The sequence below is a fragment of the Pseudomonas knackmussii B13 genome (assembly GCF_000689415.1).
Lineage (GTDB): Bacteria > Pseudomonadota > Gammaproteobacteria > Pseudomonadales > Pseudomonadaceae > Pseudomonas > Pseudomonas knackmussii.
Window position 1 is genome coordinate 4,986,975 of record NZ_HG322950.1, and the last position, 23,713, is coordinate 5,010,687.

Here is a 23,713-nt window from a genome sequence, read left to right on the forward strand (position 1 = left end):
AGTTCAGTCACCGTCCGTCAGACTCTTTCTTACCGACAGCGTTCCCCGACGAAACACACGAGCGCCGCGCCTGCCCGTATAATCGCGCCACCGCGAAACAGGAGCCCGTCATGCCGAACCTCACCCTTGCCGACCTCACCGGGGAAATCCAGGCCAACGTCCGTGCCGCCCTGGCCGAGGACGTCGGCAGCGGCGACATCACCGCGCAGCTGATTCCCGCCGAGCGCAGCGCCAGCGCCCGGGTCATCACCCGCGAAGACGCGACCCTGGCCGGCTGCGCCTGGGTGGACGAAGTGTTCCGGCAACTCGACCCGAGCGTGCGGGTGGAATGGAAAGCCCGCGATGGCGAGCAAGTCAGCGCCGACCAGACCCTGTTCACCCTGCAAGGCCCGGCCCGCGCCCTGCTCACCGGCGAACGCAGCGCGCTGAACTTCCTCCAGCTTCTCTCAGGCACCGCCACCCGCGCACGCCACTACGCCGACCTCGTGGAAGGCACCGGCGTGAAACTGCTGGACACCCGCAAGACCCTGCCCGGCCTGCGCCTGGCACAGAAGTACGCAATAACCTGCGGCGGCTGCCACAACCACCGCATCGGCCTGTACGACGCCTTCCTGATCAAGGAAAACCACATCGCAGCCTGCGGCGGCATCGCAGCAGCCATCCAGGAAGCCCGCCGCATTGCCCCCGGCAAGCCGGTGGAAGTGGAAGTGGAAGACCTGCAGGAATTCGACCAGGCCCTGAATGCCGGCGCCGACATCATCATGCTCGACGAACTGAGCCTCGAAGACATGCGCACCGCCGTCCGCCAAAGCGCCGGCCGCGCCAAGCTCGAAGCCTCGGGCGGCATCGACGAAAGCACCCTGCGCACCATCGCCGAAACCGGCGTGGACTACATCTCCCTCGGCACCCTGACCAAGGACGTCAAGGCGCTCGACCTGTCGATGCGGCTGAGCCTGTAATCAGGCCCGACAGCTTGTCTCCGCCGCGGAGGCGAGCACGATGCGGTCGCGCCCCTGCCCCTTGGCCTCGTAGAGCGCCTGGTCCGCACGGCGCAGCCACTCGGTCGAGTCCTGCATCGCCGGATCGAAGCCGGCGATGCCGATGCTCAGGCTGACGCGCAACTCCGGCACGTTCTCCCACTGCTGCGCGATCAGTTCACGACGCAGCCGCTCCAGCACATCGCGCGCGGCCTCCGGCTTCACCCGCGGCAGCAGGATGCAGAACTCGTCGCCGCCGAAGCGCCCGGCAAGGTCCTCGGCCCGCAGGTGCTGCCGAATGAATTCACTCAACCGGCGCAGCACCAGGTCGCCCACCACGTGGCCGTGCCGGTCGTTGGCGGCCTTGAAGTGGTCGACATCTATCACCGCCAGCGAGGCATCCTGCCGCGACTGCCGGCAATGCTCGAACTCCTGCTGCAGGCGCTCCTTCCAGTAGCCGCGATTGAACAGCTGCGTGAGGCTGTCCGTGCGACTCAGGTCGCGCAGCGCCTTCTTGTGCTTCGACAACTGGATGGCGAGTTGGTAGAGCACGAGGCCAATGGTCATCGGGTGGATGACCAACATAGGAATGCACGCGTAGAGAACGGCCTGGGACGTGTAAGGAGAGAAGCCGAAACCGAACAGTAGCCCCGCAACCAGCATGCCGACCGCCTGCAGCAGGAAGCCATTGACCACCAGGCGCGCACCGCCGTTGGCCGTATTGTTCATCGCGAGCATGGACAACATCATGACCGAAGGCAGCACATTGAACTGGATGGTGCCGATCCAGAAGCCGCCCATCAGCGAGTCGAAAAGCACGAACCGCCGCTCCAGCACCTTCACTGAAGCCGAACGTGACGAGATCTGGTAAGCCACCTGCGGCCACAGGAAGCAGAACCACAACAGCAGCGCCCAGACCCAGGCCGACCGTCCCTGCTCCCAGATCACCGCCGCCACACAGAAGAACCCGACCGCCAAACCGATGGCCCGCGGCAAAAGCACGCGTCGGGCAAAGGAACGACTGAACCTGGCGCTTTCGCTCGACTGCTTCACCGACCGCTCCATCCCCTACGGATGCATCAAAGGCTGCGGCAGTATAGTCCGGGCCCTGATGGCAATTCGACAGCCAACCAGCGGGAAGCAGTGAAAACAGGGCAGCCAGAAAGCAGAAAGCCCCGCCAAAGCGGGGCTTTCTGTTGAAGCTGGTGCCGGTAAGAGGAATCGAACCCCCGACCTTCTCATTACGAATGAGCTGCTCTACCGACTGAGCTACACCGGCGGCGGGGCGCTAAATTAACATCAGCCCCCCTGCTAGGCAATTGCCTCGGAATGGGCCCTAGATTCCCGCCCGCTCAGCAACATTGCATACCCCAGCGTCAGGAGAATGGAGGGCATGGCGTGATAAAGCACACCGTCGACCATCGAGAGTGCCAGCAGCGCGATGACAAGGGCACCACCGAGCACTCGCCTGTCGAAAAGCGAATCGACTGAACGCAGCGGAAATCGCGCTTTCACCAGTAGAGTCGCCAGACCGCCGCCGATGACCAGCAGCCCTGCAATCCCCCACTCGACCAGCAACTGCAGAAAAGCGTTGTGCGCTTGGACGAATCGCTTTCTAGCAAAGAACTCGTTGATGACATCGCCACCCCAGCCGAACCAGGGCTTTTCAACGACCAACTTCCACTGCAATGACCAGATTCGCAGGCGCCCAGTGCTAAGGGAGTTGACCGTACTGGCCTCCTCCGAACGCGCTAGCGCGGATAGCCACCCCAGCCCTGAGTCATAGACAGGAAACAGAGCCGCTAGAAGCAGCGCCAGCAAAAGCCCGATCAGCGCCCAGCGGAGTCTTTGCGATGAATAGAACCCGCGGAAAGCGAACAGCATGAAAGCCACACCAGCGGCGGAAGCGACGAATGCACCACGCCCACCCGACCAGAGCAAGAGGCCAGCGGCAACGACATAGGCCAGCCAGAACAGTAGAAATGCTCTGCCTTCGCAAGCCAGGAAAGCCCACAGGCAAAGGATTATGGCGGGACAGAGGAAATACCCGATGTGGCGGATATGTTTGAACAATGGCGGATTGAGGAACCAGTCGTACATGGACGGCTCCTCAAGGCGAAGCCAGAAGACCGAAACGACGACCAGATAAATGATCGCCATTGCAGCCAGGCCGGAGGCGACCCACAACGGCGCCTTGGCGTCGTGTCGAAACCAGCCAAGCAGGCAGCCAGCGAAAGCGATATGACCCAGGACCTCGAGCGCACGCCAGGCACTGATGGCTCCGGTACCCGATTGCACTGCTGCGAAGGTCGAGGGAAGTTGGACCAGCAGCACCGCGAGCAGCCACGCCGCCAATGCTTCCGCGGCCCTCGCGCCTAGACCGAAGGCGATCAGCCCCAGCACCACGCTGAAGGATTCGAACAACAGAATCTCTCGATGGAAGCGCTGGAGATCGCTGCCGGTCCCCAGCAGCAACCAGGAAAAGAGAAGAATCAGCGACGCACGAAAACAACGCCTGGCCGTATGAGCTTCGAAACGGGCCATACGCCAGAGAAGCACTATCAGCCAAAGCGCATGGGCCAACAGGAACTGTAGGACCAGCCAGGACCAAGGCTCTAGTCGCTCGGAGAGGATGGGCAGCAATCCGCCGAACAAAGAAAGCAGCCACATGCCAGCAAGGCCGAACCCGGCCGACCGCGAGACGTCGGGTACGGCGCGCCATACGGATACACCCAGCAGGAACAACTGGAATGCTGTGATCGGAGGGAAATAGAAGAGCTCAAGCGAGGCCTGAAGGAAAAGCCCGAGGAAAGCAAAAGTACCTACAACGGACCAACCCGAGATGGCCGAGCCCTTGCCCAGCCGCACCACTCCATCCATGGAGATTCCACCTTAGTGAACATACCGATTCCGATATGCCACTATTCTCGCGACATCCTCGTCTCGAGGCAATTGCTGCTGGGCGGGAATGCCCTTTTCATCGAGGCTGACGCTCAGGATGCGTTGACTGGCCGCTTCATACCAGGTGATCCGATCACGGCAGCGCAGGCCGATATCCTTGGAGGCCAACAGCTCTCCTATACGATCCTCGCGAATGCGCAGACGCCCTTGTGCATCGACCTCGTAGTAGGAGGCGGCTTGTTGGGCAATTTCCACTTCGCTGACAGTTCTGTAGTCGCTAGTTGCATGGAACCGAATACCGGTTTCCACCACCAGACAGGCGTCCTGGGGCGTTAGCGTAAATTCTCCGGTGCGCACATACCCCTCAACAGCACCACGCACATCGAGAAGCGATACCTGCTCAGAAACAGATGAGGAACTCGTAACAGGCCGGCCATTTTTGTAAGTGGTCGCGGCAAGCACGATGCGGTTTTGTCGATCACTCAGGATATTGGCCCCATGCCCAAAGCCGGAAATCTGCACGGGCTGGCCATCGAGCATGACAACGGACTCCACGTCCCCAAGCCCTTCGCCGTGATCGGATAGAACCAACACAAGCGCATCATCGAGCATGCCTTTTTTGCGCAAGCCACTCATCAATTGCCCAACCTGATGATCAACAGCAGTCAGCGCCTCCAACTGCTGCGCCAAGAACGAATTCTCGCGCTGCACCTTCGCTCGTGCATGCCTGGTTTTGAATGGGAAATGTGCTGACTCGAAGTGAACCGCCAGAAACAGCGGTCTATCGACCGTGGAAGAATTGAGCACCGACTGAACAAAACCGTCCGACGAATAGTTGGTATGGGCTGCCGAGTTGATATAGGAGTACGGCAGCAAAATTCGCCCCAGCCGAGTCTGAAGCAGTAGATTGTTCAATGGCGTGTCAGTCGGTGCCTGCAGAACAAAATCCAGTACCCCTGGTTTGGGCCCAACAACCTGATCGAAACCGAAGCTCTCATCAATATTGGAGAAACGCCGCTCATCGATGGCAAACACCGCACGATAGCCTTTACTCCGCAGTTCGGCCGGCAATAAACCGTCTTTCTGCACATGATCCATGTTGCGCAAGTTGAAAACGGCACCGTGCTCGCTAGGCGAGCGACCACTCAGCAAAGAGACCCATGCTGGGAAAGTACGCCCCAATGGCGTGTAAGCTCTCGTGTAATGGGTAGCATGAACCGTTTCCTGCGCGAGATTTGGCAGTAGATCAAGACTCCGATCGAATACATCTCCCGATAGAGAGTCCACGCCGATGATAATGACGTTTCGCTTGCTGGTAGCGTTGATCGACACTGCCCCCGAAAGACTTAACAGCCCCAGAGAAAAGCCGCCGCAAATCAAAACCCCGGCCAGGACGCTAAAGTGTCGAGCGCCATATACGCGTATGTAGACGAACACCAGCAACGCAACGAATATGCCCAGCAGAATCTTGCCGAGCAAGGCAGAGTCAAGCGTCGACAAAGTGATGGAATAGTTGGAGCGTGGGAAAAACCAAGCATTGGTGGATACAAGCAACATCCATCCGAAAAGCAAGGCAACCAATAAGGAAAGTGCTGGAGAGACACCCAGCAATCTGGCTAATCCGCGCGCCAGCCAAGTAAAGCAAGCCAGAGCAGCGGCACAAAGGATGGTGTTCGTCATCAGGAAAAGCAGCAGGTCTTCCCGCACTGTTGGTGATAATAGCGCTTCATCCAGGAGCATTCGCACCCGCGAATCGCCAATTGAAAGTGGACTAGGCTCCAGAAGCATGGGGAGGAAGTACAAGCCAAGGAACCCGCCCCACGCTATCCACCTTTTAAATGCCACTATTAGCACCTGCTTTATCGAACTTACACCGTACAAAAGAAAAACGCCCTGCATGGCAGGGCGTCTTCGAATACCGATAAGGCTATGCCTTATTAACGGCACTCAGCCGGAACGTACTTAGCATCAGAAGTAGTAGCACACTTCCAGGTGACAGGGCCGCCAGAGGCTTGGCTAGGAGTCAGCGTCAGAGTGACGCCGCCCGCCTTAGCAGTGGTCACTACAGTAATCTCGCCAGTATCACACTTCACCGACGAAACGTTATCAGTAGCAGTAGTGATATCAGTGAAGCCCTTACAAGAGTTTGCATCAATCTTGTTATTGCTCGCGATATTCTCACCAACTGTGGCCTTGACGCCAGATGCCAGAACCAGAGCTTCCGATACACGGGCACGGATGGTGTAGTCCTGATAGGCCGGCAGAGCGATGGCAGCCAGGATACCGATGATCGCAACCACGATCATGAGTTCGATCAGGGTAAAGCCTTTCTGAGCGTTCATATAACTCTCCTTGGAATGGGGTACGGTCTGTCGACCTGACTGGATCAAAGCACAAGCTGTGCCAAAACCGAAATAGCGCGAATTCCAGCGTCAACAGTCCATCACAAGTCAGCTGGCGAGCCCGAACCGGCAACAACTGACAAAAAATGGCACTCCCTGGGCAGGCATTTGGCACTAAATGGCAGGTGAGTTATAAGAACTGCACATTTTCTTTCGGCCCTTCCTCCATGAACGATCAAGTCGTCCTCTCCGGTCTCGCCCGCCAACTGGTGATTGCCGAGCTGCTCGATGAGAAGAGTGCGCAACAGGCTCAGCAGCAGGCACAGCGCAACAAGCTATCGCTGGTGACCTATCTGGTGCAGAACAAGCTGGTCAAGAGCCGCCCGCTGACCGAACTGGCCGCCGACCAGTTCGGCATCGCCTATTTCGATTTGGGCAGTATCGATAGAGATAGCATTCCCAAAGATCTGGTCAGCGAAAAGCTGGTGCGACAACACCGGGTCATTCCATTGTGGCGCCGAGGCAACAAGCTGTTCGTTGGCTTGTCCGACCCCACCAACCACCAGGCCGTCACCGATGTCCAGTTCAGCACGGGCCTGACCACCGAGGCCATACTGGTTGAGGACGACAAACTCGGCGATGCCATCGAAAAACTCTTCGAAAGTCCCACAGGAGGGCTAGATTCTCTCGCCGACGTCGACCTGGAAGGACTGGATATCGAGAGTGGCGACGCAGAGCGTAAGGAAGAGAGCATTGGCGGCGACGCCGACGACGCTCCCGTAGTGCGCTTCGTCAACAAGATGCTGCTGGATGCCATCCGAGGCGGCTCATCAGACTTGCACTTCGAACCCTACGAAAAGATCTACCGCGTGCGCTTCCGCACCGACGGCATGCTGCACGAGGTCGCCAAGCCGCCGATCCAGTTGGCCAGCCGTATCTCCGCACGCTTGAAGGTCATGGCCGGGCTGGACATTTCCGAGCGCCGCAAGCCGCAGGACGGCCGCATCAAGATGCGAGTGTCGAAGACCAAGTCCATCGACTTCCGGGTCAACACTCTGCCCACCCTGTGGGGCGAGAAGATCGTGATGCGGATTCTCGACTCGGCCAGCGCGCAAATGGGCATTGACGCATTGGGCTACGAGGACAACCAGAAGCAACTCTATCTGGAGGCGCTGAAACAGCCACAAGGCATGATCCTGGTAACCGGCCCCACCGGTTCGGGCAAGACGGTATCCCTGTATACCGGCCTGAATATCCTCAATACCCCGGACATCAACATTTCCACTGCTGAAGACCCGGTGGAGATCAACCTGGAAGGCATCAACCAGGTCAACGTGAATCCCAAGCAGGGCATGGATTTCTCCACAGCCTTGCGCGCGTTTCTGCGGCAGGACCCGGATGTGATCATGGTCGGCGAGATCCGCGACCTGGAAACCGCCGAGATCGCGATCAAGGCCGCGCAGACCGGGCACATGGTGATGTCCACCCTGCACACCAACAGCGCCGCGGAAACCCTGACCCGCCTGCTGAACATGGGCGTGGCCTCGTTCAACCTGGCTACCTCGGTCAACCTGATCATTGCCCAGCGTCTGGCACGCAAGTTGTGTTCGGCTTGCAAGAAGGAGCACGAAGTTCCGCGCGAAGCCCTGCTCCATGAAGGCTTCCCGGAAGACAAGATCGGCACCTTCAAGCTCTACTCGCCAGTGGGGTGTGAAAATTGCAACGGTGGCTACAAGGGCCGCGTGGGTATTTATGAAGTGGTTAAAATCACGCCGGCGCTGCAGCGGATTATCATGGAGGAAGGCAACTCCATTCAGATCGCCGAACAAGCCCGCAAAGAAGGCTTCAATGATCTGCGCACCTCGGGCCTGCTGAAAGCCATGAATGGCATCACCAGCCTCGAGGAAGTCAACCGCGTGACCAAGGATTAATCCATGGCGGAAAAAGCGTTGAAAACCAGTGTCTTCACCTTCGAAGGCATGGACCGAAAGGGTGGCAAAGTCAAAGGGGAGCTTTCGGGCACCAATACTGCCTTGGTCAAAGCACAGCTGCGCAAGCAGGGCATCAACCCAACCAAGGTTCGTAAGAAGGGCATGTCCCTGCTAGGCAAGGGCAAGAAGATTAAGCCCATGGACATTGCCCTCTTTACTCGCCAGATGGCGACCATGATGCAATCGGGTGTGCCCTTGCTGCAGTCCTTCGACATCATCGGCGAAGGTTTCGACAATCCGAACATGCGCAAACTGGTCGAAGACATCAAACAGGAAGTTGCCGCCGGTAACAGCCTGGCCAACTCCCTTCGCAAGAAGCCAATGTATTTCGATGACCTGTACTGCAACCTAGTCGATGCCGGTGAGCAGTCCGGCGCACTGGAAACCTTGCTGGATCGAGTCGCGACTTATAAGGAAAAAACTGAGTCGCTGAAAGCCAAGATCAGGAAGGCGATGACCTATCCAATTGCGGTCATCGTAGTCGCCATTGTGGTATCGGCAATCCTACTGATTAAAGTTGTACCGCAATTCCAGTCAGTATTCTCCAGTTTTGGTGCAGAGCTTCCTGCCTTCACAAGAATGGTGATCAGTCTTTCTGAAATGCTGCAAAAGTGGTGGCTAATCGTACTAATCGCCATGTTTGCCGCCGCCTTTGCTCTGCGAGAGTTCCACCGACGTTCAGAGAAGTTCAGAGACTCGGTTGATCGAAGCGTACTCAAGCTCCCTATTGTTGGGGGGATTCTCTACAAGTCAGCTGTTGCCCGTTACGCGCGCACGCTCTCAACCACCTTTGCCGCCGGCGTGCCCTTAGTAGAAGCGCTTGATTCGGTGTCTGGCGCCACTGGCAATGTCGTATTTCGCAATGCCGTATCCAAGATCAAGCAAGACGTGTCGTCTGGTACTCAACTTAACTTTTCCATGAGAACGACCGGCATATTTCCTACGATGGCCGTGCAGATGGCTGCAATCGGTGAAGAGTCGGGCTCGCTCGATGCCATGCTCGACAAGGTCGCAAACTACTACGAGGAGGAGGTCGACAACGCCGTCGACAACCTCACGACCCTGATGGAGCCCATGATCATGGCTGTACTGGGTATTCTCGTCGGCGGTCTTGTCATCGCCATGTACCTGCCCATCTTCCAACTCGGTCAAGTCGTCTAATACATGCCCGCACTTGAATTCCTGGCCAGCCACGCGCTGGCCTTTGTTTTGTGTGCTGCCCTCCTCGGCCTTCTGGTCGGCAGCTTTCTCAACGTAGTCATCCACCGCCTGCCGAAAATGCTGCAACTCGACTGGGAGCAGCAGGCCAGGGACACGCTCGCTCTTCCGCATCCCGAAAAGCGCGAAACCTACAACCTCATCCTGCCCAACTCGCATTGCCCGCATTGCGACCATGAGATTCGCCCCTGGGAGAACATCCCGGTGGTGAGCTACCTGGCGCTTCGCGGCAAGTGCTCTTCCTGCAAGGCGCCGATCAGCGCGCGTTATCCGTTGATCGAGGTGGCCACCGCCCTCCTCTCTGCTTTCGTTGCCTGGCACTTCGGTTTCACCTGGCAGGCGGGCGCGATGTTGCTGTTGAGCTGGGGCCTTCTTGCGATGAGCATGATCGATGTCGATCACCAACTGCTGCCCGATGCGCTGGTGCTTCCGTTGCTCTGGCTCGGTCTGATCGTCAATGCCTTCGGCCTCTTTACCTCGCTGAGCGATGCGCTTTGGGGCGCGGTTTTCGGCTACCTCAGCCTGTGGACGGTGTTCTGGGTGTTCAAGCTGGTGACCGGCAAGGAAGGCATGGGCTATGGCGACTTCAAGCTGCTGGCCATGCTCGGCGCCTGGGGTGGCTGGCAGGTGCTGCCGCTGACCATCCTGCTCTCCTCGCTGGTTGGGGCGGTGCTGGGCGTTATCATGCTGCGCCTACGCAATGCCGAGAGCGGCACGCCTATCCCCTTCGGGCCCTACCTGGCCATCGCCGGCTGGATTGCGCTGCTCTGGGGTGATCAAATAACCACTTCCTATCTGCAGTTCGCCGGTTTCCGCTGATCTTTCCTCGCTGCCTTTTGCTGGGTCCCCGCGTTCGCGGGGATGACCGCGGGCTCGGGGCTCGCGGGCCGGCACGAGGAGTACGATGAAACCCTGGATCCTTGGCCTCACCGGCGGCATCGGCAGCGGCAAGAGCGCCGCCGCCGCGCATTTCGCCAGCCTGGGCGTGCATACGGTGGATGCCGACCATGCCGCGCGCTGGGTGGTCGAACCCGGCCGGCCCGCGCTGGCGAGCATTGTCGAACGCTTCGGCGAGAGCATGCTGCAAGCCGATGGCACCCTGAACCGCGCCGCCCTGCGCGAGCGCATCTTCCAGTCACCTGAGGAGCGCCGCTGGCTGGAGCTGCTGCTGCACCCGCTCATTGGCCAGGAGATCGCCGCCAACCTCGAGCAGGCGCAGTCTCCTTACGCCATCCTCGTTTCGCCGCTGCTGGTCGAGTCCGGACAACGGCAGATGACCAAGCGCATCCTCGTGGTCGACACCCCGGAACACCTGCAATTGGAGCGCACCATGCGTCGGGACAGCGTTCCCGAGGAGCAGGTCCGCGCCATCCTCAAGGCGCAGGCGCAGCGCGACGAACGCCTGAAGCATGCCGACGAAGTACTGCTCAACGACAGCGACCTCGGCCACCTGCAGCGCGAAGTGGAGCGCTTGCACGATTTCTATCTGAACCTGCGTGGAGGACGCCCATGAGCCAGCCCCTGACAGTCGAATGCCCCACCTGCGGCGCCCCGGTGGAGTGGAGCGCGAAGAGCGCCAACCGCCCCTTCTGCTCCGATCGCTGCAAACTGATCGACCTCGGCGCCTGGGCCGCCGAGGAGCACGCCATTCCCGGCAACGACCTGGAGGACGACGTGTTCTCCACCGAGCTGGATGCGCCGCCGCTGCGCGGGCATTGATCGGCACCGCGCCAAAGCGTTCGCGAGCAAGCTCGCTCCTACGGGGAGCGAGCTCTAGCTCTCCATCACGGCCGCATGAAGGCGTAGTCGCGCTCTTCGTCGAGGTTGTCGGCGAGGAAGTGGAGTTCGTGTGCGAGGTCCTCTTCACTACGAACCTGGGCGTTACTCTGTACCACCGCGCTCAGCAAGGCGCGTAGCACCAGCTGCGTGTCCATCCCTGCAGCCTCCGCTTCGAGCAGCAGATCGTGAAGGCGTTGCTCGGCCCAGCTGTGAATGCTCATGGCGGTCTCCGTGGCTATGGCGCGCAGAGTTTCCCGGCGCGGCGCCGGCAGCGAACTGACCTGGATCAATCTTCGGAAAGGGATGCGCCCGGCGAATCAGGCGCCATCACGACGGACCATTGGAATCGTCGTCCTTGCTCTCGTCCTTCCACGGCGCCTGCAGGTAGCGGGTGCGATTGAAGGTTTCCAGCCAGTCCGGATAGAAGACCACCAGGGCGGTGACGACCATGCCGTTGATGAAGGCTTCCGGGAACATCACCAGCCACAGGTAGCCGATGAAGTCCTCGAGCCAGGGCGGCATCGGGAAGATCCCGTCCATCCACAAAAGCCCCAATCCCAGAAGAATGCTGCACAAGGCAGCCAGCGCCGCCGGGAAGAAGCCAGAGCAGAAGATGTAGACGAACAGGTTACGCGGCTGGCGGCGCTCCACGTAGATCGCCGCCAGCTCGGTGATGGTCACCGGCACCAGCACCAGAAGCACGCCGTTGACGCCCATGGCCGCCCAGTCCTGGCGACCGAGCAGGCACAAGCCGGTTTGCGCGGCCAGGCCGACGAGGAACGCCAGCGGCCAGTCGAGCAGCAGGGTCACGGCGGTCATGCCGATGAAGTGGAAGGACACCCCGGACGCGAAGTCGCGCCGCACCAGCCAAAGCAGGAACAGCGCCAGCATGGTGCCGAACACCAGGTGCTGGCGGCGGAAGTCGCTGATCAACTCAACCCAAGGGGCGCGCCAGGCAGCGAACGCCAGCGCCGGCAAATAGATCGCCCAGCCCAGCTCCAGGCTTTGCGCGGAGAGCAGCTGGGCGGCGATCACTGCGGTGCGCGCTCCAGGGCGTCACGAAGTTTTGGAGCGGCCGCAAAAGCCTGGCTCGAAACCACCTTGCCGTGCTCCAGGGTTACCCACAGCACGCCGTCTTCGGGAACCTGGTAATGGCTGACCACGCGCGACTCGCGGTCGAGCAGCACGCGGTAGTTGTAATCGCGCATGGCGGGCAAGGCGAACATCTTCGCGATCAGCGAAGGCATCTTGCTGATGTCGGCGACGAACACCGCGTGGCGCTGCTCCAGGTAATCCTTCGGCAGGCCATCCAGCGCCGCCTTGACCAGCTTGCCGCCCGCCATGTCGCGGGCGACGAGGAGGATGCGCAGGTCGTCGTTTTGCGTGTACGGCTTGTCGTACTGGTCGAGCAGCGTCCAGCCCGCCGGCGCGCCCTCCTCCGCAGCCATCCCCAGCAGGGGCACCAGCGACAACAGCAATACCATGCAGATTTTTTTCATGTGTCAGGCTCCAACTGAGTAAACCAGGATGTCGTCGCGCCGCCCCCAGTCGCGTTGCGCCTCCCAGAAGTCCAGCGCCTCGGGGGCGTCGCGCAGGACGAATACGTGGGATTTGCCGATGCCCAGTGCGGCAAGCCGCGCCAGCGCTTCGTCGAGCAGCAGGCGAGCGTAACCGCTTCCGCGATGCGGCAGGTCCACTACAAGGTGCTGCAAATAGCCGCGGCGACCGTCGTGACCGACCAGCAGGCTACCGATCACCACACCATCGACCTCCATCAACAGGCTCAGGTCGGGGTTGCGCGCAAGATAAGCAGCGAAGGGTTCGTACTCGTCGTCGCGGCGCAACTGGATGCCGGGCGTACGCTTCCAGAGCGCGACTAACGCGGCATGATCGGCGGCGGTGACGCTGCGCAGGCGCATGGCGGAACTCCTCGGCGAAATCGCCATAGTGTACACAGCGACTGGCATTCGGACCGGCGCCGCGCAGGCCCGGGTCGACGCAGGCTAAGCTTGGGGCATGAACGAGACCGACTATCTGTACCTGCTGCGGCGCCAGGCGGAACTCGCCAACGATTTCCTCTCCAATGCGCGCAAGTGGGAGCGGGAGTGCTGGATTTGCCAGCGACTGCTGCAGACGCTCCAGGTGGACTATCACCAGGACGAGTTCGTCGAGCCGGAGCAGCAGCCGCCGGACGTGCTGTTTCGCGACGCCTGCTTCGAGGTGTTCCTCGTCCTCGACGAAGGCCGCCGGCTGAACGAGGAATGGCGCGATGAGCTGCAGCGCCGACGCCTGGCGCAAAGCCTGCGTCAGCTGATTCGCCGCGAGCAGAAACCGCAACGGATCAACTGCAGTGAATTGCAGCGACGCCTAGCCCCGACCCTGCGCAAGAAGGCGCAGAACTACGGCGAACGCGGGATCGATCCGGGCGAGCTCGACCTGCTCGCCTTCGTCAGCCTCAAGCGTGACACGCCGGACTTCAACACCCCTTTTCCGCCGCCCACGGAGTACCTGCGCCAGGGCTGGCGCTCACTGTCGCTGGTCGGGCCGAACTTCGCCCGGGTGATCTTCGCCAACCGCAACGCGCCCGAATTCCTGCGCGATAACCTCGGCCGCGTGATCCTGCTGGATAACGGCGTCGGAATTTGACCAGCGAGTCGGATTGAGCGGCGCCGGGCGTCCGACTAGAATGCTCGACATTAGAAACGGAGGCCGCCCATGCCCAGTCGCTTGAGCCCCGAAGACCAGAAGAAGGTCGAGCAGTACCTGAGCTCGCCTGTTCACCAAGTCGAGCGTGCACCTTTCAAGCCCTGGCTGATGATGGCCGGGCTCACCCTCGTGGTCATCGCCCTGGGACTGCTCAGCCGCCTCCTGGCCTATCTGGTGAACTGACTCACCGCCCGGCCCGCACAGGATTCCCCAAGCTATGAGAATGTCCCATGTCCCATCGTATCGTGATCGTCGGCGGCGGCGCCGGCGGGCTGGAGCTCGCGACCCGTCTTGGCCGTACCCTGGGTAAGAAAGGCAAGGCGCAGGTCACCCTGGTCGACGCCAACCTCACCCACATCTGGAAACCCCTGCTGCACGAAGTCGCCGCTGGCTCGCTCAACTCCTCGGAGGATGAGCTGAACTACGTCGCCCAGGCGAAATGGAACCACTTCGAGTTCCAGCTCGGCCGCCTCAGTGGCCTGGAGCGCGCGACCAAACGCATCCAGCTCGCCGCCACCCTCGATGAAGATGGCCGTGAACTGCTACCTGCGCGCACCCTGAGCTACGACACCCTGGTCCTGGCCATCGGCAGCACGACCAACGACTTCGGCACCGCCGGGGCTGCGCAGCACTGCATCTTCCTCGACACCCGCGAGCAGGCCGAGCGCTTCCACAAGCAGCTGCTCACCCACTACCTGCGCGCCCACGCCAACCGCGACAAGGACGACCAGATCAGCGTCTCCATCGTCGGCGCCGGCGCCACGGGTGTTGAGCTGTCGGCGGAACTGCACCACGCCGCCCGCGAACTGGCTGCCTACGGGCTGAACGGCATCCAGCCGGAAAACATGCGCATCACCCTGATCGAGGCGGGTCCGCGCGTGCTGCCGGCGCTGCCCGAGCGCATCAGCCAGCCGGTGCACCGCACCCTGGAGAAGCTCGGTGTGCGCGTGATGATCGGCGCGCCGGTCAAAGAGGTCACCGCCGAGGGCCTGAAGACCGCGAACGGCGAGTTCATTCCCGCCAGCCTCAAGGTCTGGGCCGCCGGCATTCGCGCTTCGAGCCTGCTGAAAGACCTGGACGGCCTGGAGAGCAACCGCATCAACCAGTTGGTCGTGCGCCCGACGCTGCAGACCACTCGCGACGACGACATCTTCGCCTTCGGCGACTGCGCCGCCTGCCCGCTCGGCGATGGCAGCGAGCGCACTGTTCCGCCGCGCGCCCAGGCTGCACACCAGCAGGCTTCGCTGCTGGCCAAGGCCATCGCGGCGCGCCTGGAGAGCAAGCCCCTGCCGGAGTACAAGTACACCGACTACGGCTCGCTGATCTCGCTGTCGCGTTTCAGTGCGGTGGGCAACCTGATGGGTAACCTGATGGGCAGCGTGAAGCTGGAAGGTTGGCTGGCGCGGATGTTCTACGTGTCGCTGTACCGCATGCACCAGGTGGCGCTGTACGGCCTCACCCGCACGACGCTGATGATGATCGGCGATCGCATCGGGCGGAGCACCGAGCCGCGGCTGAAGCTGCACTGACCGCGGCGCCGCGGCAATTGTAGGAGCGAGCTTGCTCGCGAACCCGGCCCCGCTGCGGCGCCATTCGCGAGCAAGCTCGCTCCTACGAAAAGCGCAGAACGCAGGCACAAAAAAGCCGCCCCGAGGGGCGGCTTTTTCGTTGCCGGTGCGCCTGTTACAGCAGGCCCATCAGCGCATGGCCGGGGAGCACGCGGAAGTCGATCGACATCATCACGCTCAGCGCGCTGATGACGATGATCGAGAACGCGAACAGCTTGCGCGCCCACAGGCGGTCGTCTTCGGCCTTGAAGCCGGAGACGGCGATGAACGCCCACCAGGCGCTGACCGCCAGGGCCACCACCAGGTAACCGTAGCCGGCGAAGCCGGTCAGGGTCAGCAGCAGGGTGGCGGCGCCGAAGGCCAGCACGTAGTAGAGGATCTGCCGCTTGGTCGCTTCGATGCCACGGGCCACCGGCCAGACCGGGATGCCCGCGGCCTGGTAGTCGGCCAGGCGGAAGATGGCGATCGCGTAGGAGTGCGGCATCTGCCAGAGGCAGAAGATCAGCAGCAGCACCGCCGCGCCCATGTCGAAATGGCCGCTGGCGGCGCAGTAGCCGACCACCGGTGGCATGGCTCCGGAGAGACTGCCGACCAGGGTGCCGTACACCGAGCTGCGCTTGAGCCACAGGCTGTAGAAGCCGACGTAGACAATGAAGCCGAACGCTGCGAGCAGGGTCGCCTGCACGTTGGTCTTCCACCACAGCAGGCCGAAGCCTGCCATGCCGAGCACCACGCCATGGGCCAGGGCGGCCTTCAGCGAGATCTGCCCGGTCACCAGAACGCGCCCGCGGGTGCGTTCCATGTGGCGGTCGATGTCACGGTCGATGCAGTTGTTCAGCACGCACCCGCTGGCCACCACGAGGGACAGGCCGATCACCGTCGCCAGCAGCAGCATCGGGTCGACGCTGCCGCGGGCGGCGAGGAAGACCCCCCCCGCCACGGCGATCAGGTTGCCGAAGATGATCCCCGGTTTGGCGATCAGAAGGTAACGCTTGAGTTTCACGTCATTGGCCTCAGTGCATCGGCGCCATCATGAGGAAGTCGGCGCTGTAGATGATCCACAGCGACAGACCCACGACCAGCAGGATGACGATCAGCGTGAAGATGAACGCCATGACGTTCCAGCGGCCTTCCGAGGACAGGTTCATGTGCAGGAAGCACACGAGGTGCACTACTACCTGAACCAGGCCGAGGATGACCATGGTGAGGACGGTCGCGTGACGCGAGAAGCTGCCGTCCATGACCATGTAGAACGGGATCGCGGTCAGGATCACCGACAGCACGAAGCCGATCGCGTAGGAACCCAGGCTGCCGTGGCCGGCGCCATGGGAATCGTGTGCAGCAGCGCTCATTACAGGGCCCCCATCAGGTAGACGACGGTGAATACGCAGATCCAGACGATGTCCAGGAAGTGCCAGAACAGGCTCAGGCACATCATCCGGGTGTTGGTCTGCGGGGTCAGGCCGCGGGTAGCGATCTGCGCCATCAGCACCAGCATCCACAGCAGGCCGGCGGTCACGTGCATACCGTGCATGCCGACCAGGGTGAAGAAGGACGACAGGAAGGCGCTACGCTGCGGGCCGAAGCCTTCGGCGATCAGGTGGTGGAACTCGTTGAGCTCCATGCCGATGAACGCGGCACCGCAGAGGAAGGTCAGGCCCAGCCAGGCGATGGCCTTGCCCTTGGCGCCCTTGTTCGCGGCCAGCATGGCCAGGCCGTAGGTGCAGGAGGAGATCAGCAGGATCGCGGTTTCGACGGCCACGTACGGCAGTTCGAAGATGTCCTTGCCGCTGGGGCCGCCGGCCGTATGGCCGACGAGCACAGCGTAAGTAGCGAAGACACTGGCGAACAGGATGCAGTCGGTCATCAGGTACAGCCAGAAGCCGAATACCGTCATGCCACCCGTATCGTGGTGTTCGTGGTCGTGATCGTGGTCATGCCCCGTTTCGTGGGCGACCGAGTGTTGGCTCAATACTGCCGAAGACATGGTTTAGACCTGTTTGGCGAGTTGCTGGAAGTGGCGGTTCTCGATGCGCTCGATCTCGTCCGGCTGGACGTAGTAGTCCAGGTCGGTGACGTAGCTGCGCACGATGACGGAGGCGATCATGCCGACGAAGCCGACGCCTACGAGCCACCAGATGTGCCAGATCGCTGCGAAGCCGAAGATGAAGGCACCCAGGGCGATGGAGAAGCCCGCTGCGGTGTTTTTCGGCATGTGGATCGGCTTGTACGAGGCCGGAGCCTGGTAGGCGCGACCGTTCTGCTTCATCTCGTGGAAGGCGTCGATGTCACGCACGACCGGCAGTTCGGCGAAGTTGTAGTACGGCGGCGGCGAGGAAGTGGACCATTCCAGGGTACGGCCGCCCCACGGGTCGCCGGTCACGTCGGCCAGAGCCTTGCGGTTCTTGATCGAGACGAACAGCTGGATCAGCTGGCAGGCGATGCCGCAGAAGATCAGCACGGCGCCGAAGAAGGCCACGACCAGGTACGGCTTCCACATCGGGTTGTCGTAGTGGTTCAGGCGACGGGTCATGCCCATGAAGCCGAGGATGTACAGCGGCATGAAGGCCACGTAGAAGCCGACCAGCCAGCACCAGAAGGAGCGCTTGCCCCACTTCTCGTCCAGCTTGAAGCCGAAGGCTTTCGGGAACCAGAAGACGAAGCCGGCCAGGTAGCCGAACACCGCACCACCGATGATGGTGTTGTGGAAGTGGGCGATCAGGAACAGGCTGTTGTGCAGCAGGTAGTCAGCGCCAGGAATGGCCAGCAGAACGCCGGTCATGCCACCGATGCTGAAGGTGATGATGAAGCCCAGGGTCCACAGGATCGGGGTATCGAAACGCAGACGACCGCGATAGATGGTGAACAGCCAGTTGAACAGCTTCACGCCGGTCGGGATGGAGATCAGCATGGTCGCAACGCCGAAGAAGCCGTTGACGTCGCCGCCCGAACCCATGGTGAAGAAGTGGTGCAGCCACACGGTGAAGCCGAGGAAGGTGATCGCGGCGCTCGCCCACACCATCGAGGTGTAGCCGAACATGCGCTTGCCGGCGAAGGTCGAGGTGACTTCGGAGAAGATACCGAAAGCCGGCAGGATCAGGATGTACACTTCAGGATGGCCCCAGGCCCAGAAGAGGTTGATGTACATCATGGCGTTGCCGCCCAGCTCGTTGGTGAAGAAGTGCATGTCGAAGTAACGATCCAGCGACAGCAGGCCCAGGGCAGCGGTCAGGATCGGGAACGACGCAACGATCAGGACGTTGGCGAAGGTGCAGGTCCAGGTGAAGATCGGCATCTGCATCAGCTTCATGCCCGGCGTACGCATCTTGAACACGGTCACCAGGAAGTTGATGCCGGTCAGCAGCGTACCCATACCGGATATCTGCAGTGCCCAGATGTAGTAGTCCACACCCACGCCCGGGCTGTAGGCCAGCTCGGACAGCGGCGGGTAGGCCGACCCAGCCGGTACGGGCGAATTCGCCCAGGCCCAGGGATACGTTGACCAGCATCGCACTGACCACCAGCAGCCAGAAGCTGAGGGAGTTCAGGAACGGGAAGGCAACGTCACGGGCACCGATCTGCAGCGGCACGGCCAGGTTCATCAGACCGGTCATGAAGGGCATGGCCATGAAGATGATCATGATCATGCCGTGAGCGGTGAAGATCTGGTCGTAGTGTTCAGGCGGCAGGAAGCCTTTGTTGGCGCCTTCGGCCAGGGCCAGCTGGCCGCGCATCATGATGGCGTCGGCAAAGCCGCGCAGCAGCATGATCAGGGCGACGATGATGTACATCACGCCGATTTTCTTGTGGTCGATGGAGGTCAGCCATTCGGTCCACAGGTAGGTCCACTTGCGGTAGTAGGTGATCGCGCCGAAGACGCCGAGGCCCACCAGGGCGACGACGGCCAGCGTGATCATGATGATCGGCTCGTGATAGGGCACGGCCGACAGAGTCAGTTTCCCGAACATCTGCGCGGTTACTCCTGGATACTCGGATTGGATTGCGTGGCAGCTTCGCCTTCGGCGTGCTCACCCTTGCCTTTGCCCATGGCCAGACCGGCACGCTCGTGCTTGGTCAGGATGTGCATGAACAGGTCGGGGGTGACCGAGGAGAAGTAGGTAGCCGGAACGTTTTCGCTCGGCTTGGCCAGCTCGGGGAAGCCTTCCTCGGTCAGGCCGGCTTGAGCGGTCTTGACCTTGGCGACCCAGTCCTGGAAGCCCTGCTCGGAAGTGGCGATGGCCTTGAACTTCATGCCGGAGAAGCCTGCGCCGCTGTAGTTCGCGGAGATACCGTCGAACACGCCTTCTTCGTTGGCGATCAGGTGCAGCTTGGTCAGCATGCCGGTCATGGAGTAGATCTGGCTGCCGAGCTGCGGGATGAAGAAGGAGTTCATCACGGTGTCAGCAGTGATCTGGAAGTTCACCGGGGTGTCTTTCGGGAACGCGATCTCGTTGACGGTGGCGATACCCAGGTCCGGGTAGATGAACAGCCACTTCCAGTCCAGCGAGACGGCCTGGATGGTCACCGGCTTGACGTCGGACTCCAGCGGACGGTACGGGTCCAGCTTGTGGGTCGACTCCCAGGTGATCCAGCCGAGGATGGCGATGATGATGCACGGGATCAGCCAGACCACGACCTCGATGCGGGTCGAGTGCGACCAGTCGGGCATGTAGGTGGCTTTGGTGTTGGATGCGCGGTATTTCCAGGCGAATGCCAGGGTCATGAAGATGACCGGCACTACCACGAGCAGCATCAGCAGGGTGCAGGTGATGATCAGCGACTTCTCGTCGGCGCCGATCTGCCCTTTCGGGTCGAACAGGACCATGTTGCAACCGCCCAGCGAGAGCAGGGGGAGCAGCAAGGACAATCTCTTCAGGTATCCAGAGTACTGGTCTATTTTCATCTTGCGGCCTTAATGGATGAACATAGCTACACCGCCCATGAGATTTACCCACGCAGGGTTCATGCTCGACGAACTGCCCGCCGCGACATCCAAGGCGCGACGTTAGTAGATCCATGGGGTAGCGAATCGGCGCTGCAAGAAGACAAGGCAAAAGGAACCCAGCCCGGCTCTCGCGAAGCGAAACCGATCCGTGTGCTGATTCGTTCCGTGTTATTCAGCGTGGTGGCACCTGCCCTGCCGGCTCCGAAAAACCGAGCACTGCCGGTACCTGATTCACGAGCGGATTGCCCTACTCGTTGTTGAGCAGAAACCCACTACAGTCAGCCCCTCGTTGTTATTCGGCACCACCCTGCGGCGAGTGCCTGCCACGGATCCGCGACGCTGGAACCGGGGCGCTATGGGGTCTTGAGTGAGCGGGCGGTATTACAAGACATTTCAGAAAGGACTGGCAAGGCCCTGCCGTCTCATTTTTAACAAGACATTATCGCCGCAGGGTTAAAAGTCGCCGGAAAAAGCGGCGAAGAAATGACCAATCCTGACGGATTACGAAAGGGTCTGCGGAGCGCTCTGAAGGCCAATTCCGAATGTCATCCAATTCTGTCAGAAGCCCCAATCGGCGCGGCATGGCGCCGGATTGTCACGTTTCAGCGAAGCGCCCTTTACCCCTCAAAATCGCCACCGCCAATGATCTCGATCAAGGTTGAATTCGACAGTCTCAGGAAGCTGTCGCAGCAGCTGCGACACAACGCCGCATCGCGCTGTCGCAGGGGGAAAAACCGTTTCAAACGGCAGGCACCGGACGGTCGAAACGCGACCCGAAATGGCCGTCAGGAAGGCTGACGAATCGGACGAGAAACATTAAATCGCGTGAATGTCAGCTTGAATGAATTTGTATTTCACCAATGTTTCAGCCCCTCCATGCTCCCCCTCACCTACCCCTGGGAGCCTTGCCATGAAAGCCATCCTCTTGCCCCTTCTCGCCGCCCTCACGCTACCGGCCCACGCCGAGGAGAAGATCCTCAACATCTATAGCTGGTCCGACTACGTCGGCCCCAAGGCGCTCAAGGCGTTCGAAGCGGAAACCGGCATCCGCGTGCACTACGACACCTTCGACAACGCCGACGTGCTGGAGAGCAAGCTGCTCACCGGCCATAGCGGCTATGACATCGTGGTGCCGGGCAGCGCCATGCTTGGCCGCGCCATCCAGGCCAAGGCCCTGCAGCCCATCGAGTTGAGCAAGATGTCCGGCTACGAGAACCTCGACAAACAGGTGCTAGCCAGCCTGCAGGGCGCCGATCCGGGCAACCAGTACGCCCTGCCCTACACCTGGGGCACCACGGGGCTGGCGATCAACCGGCAGGAAGTGGAGAAGCGCATCCCCAACCCGCCGCTGGACAGCTACGACCTGCTGTTCAAGCCCGAATACGCCAGCAAGCTGAAGGACTGCGGAATCTCGGTGATCGACTCGCCGCAGGAAGTCCTCAGCGTCGCCCTCCACTACCTGGGCAAGCCGCCCTACAGCAAGGACCCGGAAGACCTTCGCGCCGCCGGCAAGTTGCTCGGCGACCTGCATCCCAACCTGCGCTACATCGGCTTCGGCACCCAGAGCAGCGACCTGGCCAACGGCAATCTCTGCCTGGCGCTGACCTACAACGGCGACGCCGTCATCGCGCAGACCCAGGCACAGGCGGCGAAAAAGCCGTTCGACATCACGTACAGCATTCCCAAGGAAGGCACCTTGATGTGGGTGGATACCCTGGCCGTGCCGGTCGACGCGCCGCACCCGGACGCCGCGCGCGCCTTCATCGAATACATGATGCGCCCGCAATCAATGGCCGAACTGACCAATGCCATGTTCTTCGCCAACGCCAACCAGGCCGCCACACCCATGGTGGACAGCTCGATCACCGGCAACCCGGCGGTCTATCCGCCACAGCAGGTGCGTGACACCCTGTTCGGCGAGCAACTCATCCCCAGCCGGCTGCTGCGCGAGCGCCCCCGCCTGTGGGCAAGTTTCCGCACTCAGCACTGAGAGGAACCATGGGCCTGAAAATCGCCGACCGCTGGTTTGAACGTCGCACGCTGGACGACGGCATCACCCTGCTTTGGGAGCCCCACGTGCACCCCATGCTGCGCTGCAACATCTGGCACGTGCGCGGCCGCGACCGCGACCTGCTGGTGGATACCGGCATGGGCGTCGCCAGCCTGCGCGAGTCGGCCCGGGACCTTTTCCAGCGGCCCTTGGTGGCTGTTGCCACCCATAGCCACCTCGACCACATGGGCGGCCTGCACGAGTTCGACTGCCGCCTCTGCCATGCAGCGGAAGCAGGCGAGTTCCAGCAGCCGGACCAGGACGTGGGATTGGTTCTGGACCGGGAGCACTGGTTGGCCGAGTACATGGACGACCTGGACGACTCGCGCCTGGTGATAGACGCCCTGCCCTACGCCGGCTTCGACCCGGCCGGCTGGCGCCTGCGATCGGCGCCAGCCACCGGCCTGCTGGAAGAAGGCAGGGTCATCGACCTGGGCGATCGCAGCTTTGAGGTGCTTCACCTGCCCGGCCACTCGCCGGGCAGCATCGGCCTGTTGGAGCGAGCAAGCGGAACGCTGTTCTCCGGCGACGCCGTGTATGACGCCGGACTGCTCGACCAGATACCGGGAGCTGACGTGCCGACGTACCGCCGCACCATGCAACGCCTGCGCGAATTGCCAGTAACCCAGGTACATGCCGGACACGAAGCCAGCTTTGGCCGCGAACGCCTGCGCGAACTGGCGGACGCCTACCTGGCCAGCACCGAGTGACACGCTGCGGGATATAAAGGAAGGGGAATGAAAAAAGCCCGCAGCCTCAATGAAGACTGCGGGCTTTTTCCATATCGCCTACCGAAGCAAGCGACTTGAAGATGGTGGGTCGTGTAGGATTCGAACCTACGACCAATTGGTTAAAAGCCAACTGCTCTACCGACTGAGCTAACGACCCGGAATATGGTCGGGGTAGGGGGATTCGAACTCCCGACATCTTGCTCCCAAAGCAAGCGCGCTACCGGACTGCGCTATACCCCGTTTGAAAGTTGGCTCCGCGACCTGGACTCGAACCAGGGACCCAATGATTAACAGTCATTTGCTCTACCGACTGAGCTATCGCGGAACGACAAGCCTTTCAATCTCTTCTACAGTTCCGGCTGCGCCGTTTCCCGTATCAGAGGCGCGCCATTTTACGGTTATCGAGAGGACTGTCAACCCTCTGATCCAAAAAAGTTTTTCTTCTTTTGCAGGCGCCCGCGCCGATTGCTATATGTGCTTAAAACTAAAGTGACCTCCGCCTCCC

At 61.2% G+C, this 23,713-nt stretch carries 23 protein-coding genes, 4 tRNA genes and 1 pseudogene; 11 read left to right on the top strand and 17 right to left on the bottom strand.

Translation table 11 applies throughout. The features are described from left to right. Positions 1-110: 110 nt before the first annotated feature. Positions 111-959: a carboxylating nicotinate-nucleotide diphosphorylase gene (gene nadC, locus PKB_RS23310; RefSeq protein ID WP_043254939.1), complete on the top strand. Its 849-nt coding sequence runs from the start codon at positions 111-113 to the stop codon at positions 957-959. Here the strand turns inward: nadC and PKB_RS23315 are convergent, their stop codons facing one another. The 5 genes from PKB_RS23315 to PKB_RS23335 form a co-directional block, all read right to left on the bottom strand. Continuing rightward, the gene (locus PKB_RS23315) at positions 960-2,030 is read right to left on the bottom strand and encodes a diguanylate cyclase (RefSeq protein WP_242411187.1); all 1,071 of its coding nucleotides are present in this window, start codon (positions 2,028-2,030) and stop codon (positions 960-962) included. Between the two features lie 150 nt (positions 2,031-2,180). Beyond that, positions 2,181-2,256 (bottom strand) — tRNA-Thr (locus tag PKB_RS23320). Between the two features lie 32 nt (positions 2,257-2,288). Next, positions 2,289-3,857 (bottom strand): O-antigen ligase family protein, encoded by a 1,569-nt coding sequence (locus PKB_RS23325; protein ID WP_043254942.1) that lies wholly within the window; start codon positions 3,855-3,857, stop codon positions 2,289-2,291. Between the two features lie 12 nt (positions 3,858-3,869). Beyond that, positions 3,870-5,618, bottom strand: coding sequence for a sulfatase-like hydrolase/transferase (locus tag PKB_RS23330; protein WP_167333376.1), 1,749 nt, complete (start codon positions 5,616-5,618; stop codon positions 3,870-3,872). Positions 5,619-5,815: 197 nt separating this feature from the next. Then, positions 5,816-6,220, bottom strand: a complete 405-nt coding sequence (locus PKB_RS23335; protein WP_043254945.1) for a pilin — start codon at positions 6,218-6,220, stop codon at positions 5,816-5,818. Positions 6,221-6,447: 227 nt separating this feature from the next. Between PKB_RS23335 and pilB the strand changes: the two genes are divergently transcribed. The 5 genes from pilB (at position 6,448) to yacG (ending at position 11,148) form a co-directional block, all read left to right on the top strand. Further along, the gene (gene pilB / locus PKB_RS23340; RefSeq protein ID WP_043254947.1) at positions 6,448-8,151 is read left to right on the top strand and encodes a type IV-A pilus assembly ATPase PilB; all 1,704 of its coding nucleotides are present in this window, start codon (positions 6,448-6,450) and stop codon (positions 8,149-8,151) included. Between the two features lie 3 nt (positions 8,152-8,154). Beyond that, positions 8,155-9,372 (top strand): type II secretion system F family protein, encoded by a 1,218-nt coding sequence (locus PKB_RS23345; RefSeq protein WP_043254948.1) that lies wholly within the window; start codon positions 8,155-8,157, stop codon positions 9,370-9,372. Positions 9,373-9,375: 3 nt separating this feature from the next. Further along, positions 9,376-10,248: a prepilin peptidase gene (locus tag PKB_RS23350; protein ID WP_043254951.1), complete on the top strand. Its 873-nt coding sequence runs from the start codon at positions 9,376-9,378 to the stop codon at positions 10,246-10,248. A gap of 85 nt (positions 10,249-10,333) precedes the next feature. Beyond that, complete coding sequence (gene coaE / locus PKB_RS23355; RefSeq protein WP_043254953.1) at positions 10,334-10,942, top strand: dephospho-CoA kinase; 609 nt, start codon at positions 10,334-10,336, stop codon at positions 10,940-10,942. Then, positions 10,939-11,148 (top strand): DNA gyrase inhibitor YacG, encoded by a 210-nt coding sequence (gene yacG / locus PKB_RS23360; protein ID WP_043254955.1) that lies wholly within the window; start codon positions 10,939-10,941, stop codon positions 11,146-11,148. The genes coaE and yacG overlap by 4 nt, the downstream gene beginning before the upstream one ends. Positions 11,149-11,213: 65 nt before the next feature. On the opposite strand, the gene PKB_RS23365 is transcribed toward yacG, so the two are convergent. From PKB_RS23365 to PKB_RS23380, 4 genes are all read right to left on the bottom strand, one after another. Further along, positions 11,214-11,429 carry a hypothetical protein gene (locus tag PKB_RS23365; protein ID WP_043254956.1) on the bottom strand — a complete coding sequence of 72 codons (216 nt, stop codon included), beginning with the start codon at positions 11,427-11,429 and terminating at the stop codon, positions 11,214-11,216. A 106-nt stretch (positions 11,430-11,535) separates the two neighbouring features. Further along, positions 11,536-12,243, bottom strand: coding sequence for an energy-coupling factor ABC transporter permease (locus PKB_RS23370; RefSeq protein WP_043254958.1), 708 nt, complete (start codon positions 12,241-12,243; stop codon positions 11,536-11,538). Then, positions 12,240-12,707: an FAD/FMN-containing dehydrogenase gene (locus tag PKB_RS23375; protein ID WP_242411188.1), complete on the bottom strand. Its 468-nt coding sequence runs from the start codon at positions 12,705-12,707 to the stop codon at positions 12,240-12,242. Before PKB_RS23375 ends, PKB_RS23370 begins: the two co-directional genes overlap by 4 nt. A 3-nt stretch (positions 12,708-12,710) precedes the next feature. After that, the gene (locus tag PKB_RS23380) at positions 12,711-13,127 is read right to left on the bottom strand and encodes a GNAT family N-acetyltransferase (protein WP_043254962.1); all 417 of its coding nucleotides are present in this window, start codon (positions 13,125-13,127) and stop codon (positions 12,711-12,713) included. A gap of 97 nt (positions 13,128-13,224) precedes the next feature. Between PKB_RS23380 and PKB_RS23385 the strand changes: the two genes are divergently transcribed. From PKB_RS23385 to PKB_RS23395, 3 genes are all read left to right on the top strand, one after another. Further along, positions 13,225-13,854 (top strand): DUF1780 domain-containing protein, encoded by a 630-nt coding sequence (locus PKB_RS23385; protein ID WP_043254964.1) that lies wholly within the window; start codon positions 13,225-13,227, stop codon positions 13,852-13,854. A gap of 69 nt (positions 13,855-13,923) precedes the next feature. Continuing rightward, the gene (locus PKB_RS23390; RefSeq protein ID WP_043254973.1) at positions 13,924-14,097 is read left to right on the top strand and encodes a DUF3094 family protein; all 174 of its coding nucleotides are present in this window, start codon (positions 13,924-13,926) and stop codon (positions 14,095-14,097) included. A gap of 47 nt (positions 14,098-14,144) precedes the next feature. Continuing rightward, the gene (locus tag PKB_RS23395; protein WP_043254975.1) at positions 14,145-15,443 is read left to right on the top strand and encodes an NAD(P)/FAD-dependent oxidoreductase; all 1,299 of its coding nucleotides are present in this window, start codon (positions 14,145-14,147) and stop codon (positions 15,441-15,443) included. Positions 15,444-15,597: 154 nt separating this feature from the next. Here PKB_RS23395 and cyoE read toward each other — a convergent pair whose 3' ends face one another. The 5 genes and pseudogenes from cyoE to cyoA all read right to left on the bottom strand — a co-directional run bounded on the left by cyoE (position 15,598) and on the right by cyoA (position 20,385). Next, positions 15,598-16,485 (bottom strand): heme o synthase, encoded by an 888-nt coding sequence (gene cyoE, locus PKB_RS23400; RefSeq protein ID WP_043254976.1) that lies wholly within the window; start codon positions 16,483-16,485, stop codon positions 15,598-15,600. Positions 16,486-16,495: 10 nt separating this feature from the next. Further along, entirely contained in the window at positions 16,496-16,834 is a 339-nt protein-coding gene (cyoD, locus tag PKB_RS23405) for a cytochrome o ubiquinol oxidase subunit IV (protein ID WP_043254978.1), read from the bottom strand. Further along, on the bottom strand, positions 16,834-17,469 hold the full coding sequence (gene cyoC, locus PKB_RS23410; protein WP_043254980.1) for a cytochrome o ubiquinol oxidase subunit III: 636 nt from the start codon (positions 17,467-17,469) through the stop codon (positions 16,834-16,836). Before cyoC ends, cyoD begins: the two co-directional genes overlap by 1 nt. A 3-nt stretch (positions 17,470-17,472) precedes the next feature. Beyond that, positions 17,473-19,450 (bottom strand): annotated as a pseudogene (gene cyoB / locus PKB_RS23415) (cytochrome o ubiquinol oxidase subunit I). A gap of 8 nt (positions 19,451-19,458) precedes the next feature. Continuing rightward, on the bottom strand, positions 19,459-20,385 hold the full coding sequence (gene cyoA, locus PKB_RS23420) for a ubiquinol oxidase subunit II (RefSeq protein WP_043254982.1): 927 nt from the start codon (positions 20,383-20,385) through the stop codon (positions 19,459-19,461). 952 nt (positions 20,386-21,337) lie between these two features. Here cyoA and PKB_RS23425 point away from each other — a divergent pair. Together PKB_RS23425 and PKB_RS23430 are read left to right on the top strand one after the other, a co-directional pair. Further along, positions 21,338-22,417: a polyamine ABC transporter substrate-binding protein gene (locus tag PKB_RS23425; RefSeq protein ID WP_043254984.1), complete on the top strand. Its 1,080-nt coding sequence runs from the start codon at positions 21,338-21,340 to the stop codon at positions 22,415-22,417. Between the two features lie 8 nt (positions 22,418-22,425). Beyond that, entirely contained in the window at positions 22,426-23,187 is a 762-nt protein-coding gene (locus PKB_RS23430) for an MBL fold metallo-hydrolase (protein ID WP_043254985.1), read from the top strand. 102 nt (positions 23,188-23,289) lie between these two features. Here PKB_RS23430 and PKB_RS23435 read toward each other — a convergent pair. From PKB_RS23435 to PKB_RS23445, 3 genes are all read right to left on the bottom strand, one after another. Continuing rightward, positions 23,290-23,365: transfer RNA gene (locus PKB_RS23435), tRNA-Lys, on the bottom strand. Positions 23,366-23,371: 6 nt separating this feature from the next. After that, a tRNA-Pro gene (locus tag PKB_RS23440) sits at positions 23,372-23,448 on the bottom strand. A 9-nt stretch (positions 23,449-23,457) separates the two neighbouring features. Then, a tRNA-Asn gene (locus PKB_RS23445) sits at positions 23,458-23,533 on the bottom strand. Between the last annotated feature and the right edge of the window lie 180 nt (positions 23,534-23,713).

What these genes read in the sequence shown, in the direction of transcription:
- coaE (WP_043254953.1), top strand. Translation starts at nt 10,334, where the DNA reads ATGAAACCCTGGATCCTTGGCCTCACCGGCGGCATCGGCAGCGGCAAG.
- nadC (WP_043254939.1), top strand. Translation starts at nt 111, where the DNA reads ATGCCGAACCTCACCCTTGCCGACCTCACCGGGGAAATCCAGGCCAAC.
- PKB_RS23325 (WP_043254942.1), bottom strand. Translation starts at nt 3,857, where the DNA reads ATGGATGGAGTGGTGCGGCTGGGCAAGGGCTCGGCCATCTCGGGTTGG.
- PKB_RS23430 (WP_043254985.1), top strand. Translation starts at nt 22,426, where the DNA reads ATGGGCCTGAAAATCGCCGACCGCTGGTTTGAACGTCGCACGCTGGAC.
- PKB_RS23385 (WP_043254964.1), top strand. Translation starts at nt 13,225, where the DNA reads ATGAACGAGACCGACTATCTGTACCTGCTGCGGCGCCAGGCGGAACTC.
- PKB_RS23425 (WP_043254984.1), top strand. Translation starts at nt 21,338, where the DNA reads ATGAAAGCCATCCTCTTGCCCCTTCTCGCCGCCCTCACGCTACCGGCC.
- cyoA (WP_043254982.1), bottom strand. Translation starts at nt 20,385, where the DNA reads ATGAAAATAGACCAGTACTCTGGATACCTGAAGAGATTGTCCTTGCTG.
- PKB_RS23345 (WP_043254948.1), top strand. Translation starts at nt 8,155, where the DNA reads ATGGCGGAAAAAGCGTTGAAAACCAGTGTCTTCACCTTCGAAGGCATG.
- PKB_RS23335 (WP_043254945.1), bottom strand. Translation starts at nt 6,220, where the DNA reads ATGAACGCTCAGAAAGGCTTTACCCTGATCGAACTCATGATCGTGGTT.
- cyoC (WP_043254980.1), bottom strand. Translation starts at nt 17,469, where the DNA reads ATGTCTTCGGCAGTATTGAGCCAACACTCGGTCGCCCACGAAACGGGG.
- PKB_RS23390 (WP_043254973.1), top strand. Translation starts at nt 13,924, where the DNA reads ATGCCCAGTCGCTTGAGCCCCGAAGACCAGAAGAAGGTCGAGCAGTAC.
- PKB_RS23350 (WP_043254951.1), top strand. Translation starts at nt 9,376, where the DNA reads ATGCCCGCACTTGAATTCCTGGCCAGCCACGCGCTGGCCTTTGTTTTG.
- yacG (WP_043254955.1), top strand. Translation starts at nt 10,939, where the DNA reads ATGAGCCAGCCCCTGACAGTCGAATGCCCCACCTGCGGCGCCCCGGTG.
- PKB_RS23330 (WP_167333376.1), bottom strand. Translation starts at nt 5,618, where the DNA reads ATGCTCCTGGATGAAGCGCTATTATCACCAACAGTGCGGGAAGACCTG.
- cyoD (WP_043254978.1), bottom strand. Translation starts at nt 16,834, where the DNA reads ATGAGCGCTGCTGCACACGATTCCCATGGCGCCGGCCACGGCAGCCTG.
- PKB_RS23380 (WP_043254962.1), bottom strand. Translation starts at nt 13,127, where the DNA reads ATGCGCCTGCGCAGCGTCACCGCCGCCGATCATGCCGCGTTAGTCGCG.
- pilB (WP_043254947.1), top strand. Translation starts at nt 6,448, where the DNA reads ATGAACGATCAAGTCGTCCTCTCCGGTCTCGCCCGCCAACTGGTGATT.
- PKB_RS23395 (WP_043254975.1), top strand. Translation starts at nt 14,145, where the DNA reads ATGTCCCATCGTATCGTGATCGTCGGCGGCGGCGCCGGCGGGCTGGAG.
- PKB_RS23375 (WP_242411188.1), bottom strand. Translation starts at nt 12,707, where the DNA reads ATGAAAAAAATCTGCATGGTATTGCTGTTGTCGCTGGTGCCCCTGCTG.
- PKB_RS23365 (WP_043254956.1), bottom strand. Translation starts at nt 11,429, where the DNA reads ATGAGCATTCACAGCTGGGCCGAGCAACGCCTTCACGATCTGCTGCTC.